Annotated in this window: 1 protein-coding gene and 1 pseudogene; both read right to left on the reverse strand. The window is 66.3% G+C overall.

From position 1 onward, the window contains the following. Positions 1 to 962 (reverse strand): MCP four helix bundle domain-containing protein (locus tag AC3A6J_RS27970; protein WP_487863267.1); only part of this gene is annotated, 962 nt, incomplete at its 3' end. A 55-nt stretch (positions 963 to 1,017) separates the two neighbouring features. After that, a pseudogene (locus AC3A6J_RS27975) lies at positions 1,018 to 1,128 on the reverse strand (chemotaxis protein CheW); the annotation flags it as partial.

Genomic DNA, 1,128 nt, shown 5'->3' on the forward strand with positions numbered 1-1,128 from the left:
TGGCGAGCGTTGTCGGCGTTCTGCTTGACGGTCGAGGTCAGCTCTTCCATCGAGGCCGCCGTCTGCTCGAGCGAGCTGGCCTGTTCCTCGGTGCGCGACGAGAGATCCTGGTTGCCTGCTGCGATCTGGCCCGAGGCGGTCGCGATGGCGTCGGTGCCGTGGCGAACTTCGCCGACGACCTTGGCGAGACTGCCGTTCATGCCCTTGAGAGCCTGCATGAGCTGGCCGGTCTCGTCGCGCGTCGTCGCATCGATGTGGCTCGTGAGGTCGCCGGCGGCCACTGCCTCGGCCACCTCGACGGCGCGGCGCAGCGGACGCGTGATGCTGCGGACCAGGAGCCATGCGAGCACCAGGCCCAGGGCCAGCGACAGCACGCTGCAGACGATCAGCACCATGCTCGTGGCGGCGCGCGTTTCCTTGCCGCGTGCGGCCGCGGCGTCCAGCTGGGCCCGCTCGGCGTCCACCATCTGCTGCACGCCCGCGAGATAGCTGCGCGAGGTGGGTTCGAAGCGCTCGTTGAAGATCCTGTCGGCACCCTCCACGTCGCCCGCGAGCTTGGCCTTGCTGACCTCCTCGCGCGCGGCGAGGTAGGCCTTGCGCAACTCACCGACCTTGTCGAACACCTGCTTCTTCTCGGGCGTGTCCATCTGCTCCTCGATGAACTTCTGCAGGTCGTTGGTTTCCTTGATGGCGGCGGCCGTGTGCGGTGCGAAGTAGGCGATGAGGCTCGAATCGCTGCTTTTCGCAATGGCTGCGGCACGCTGCACACCGGCCGTGGTGTGGCGCAGCCAGTCGGCGCCCGCACGTTCGGTCTTGACGTTCTTCTCGACCATTGCGTCGATCTCGACGCCCAACTCCCGCAGCTCCAGCATCGCCACCACGCTGCTCGTGAGGGAAAGCGCAAGGATGGCGCCGATCACGACGGCCAGCCGCTTCCCGATGGACACGTTGCTCAAAAACATTCATTGCTCCAAAATTTCAGACCGGGAGGGCACGCAGCGCGCGCCTGCCATCAACTCAGGCGGCGGCCCGTTCGACCAGGCCCATTTCCTCGCTCGACATCAGCCGATCGATGTCCACCAGGATCAGCATCCGCTCGTCGAGCGTGCCCAGCCCGATCAGGTAGTC

The sequence above is a fragment of the Variovorax sp. Soil_C_39 genome, from assembly GCF_057656815.1.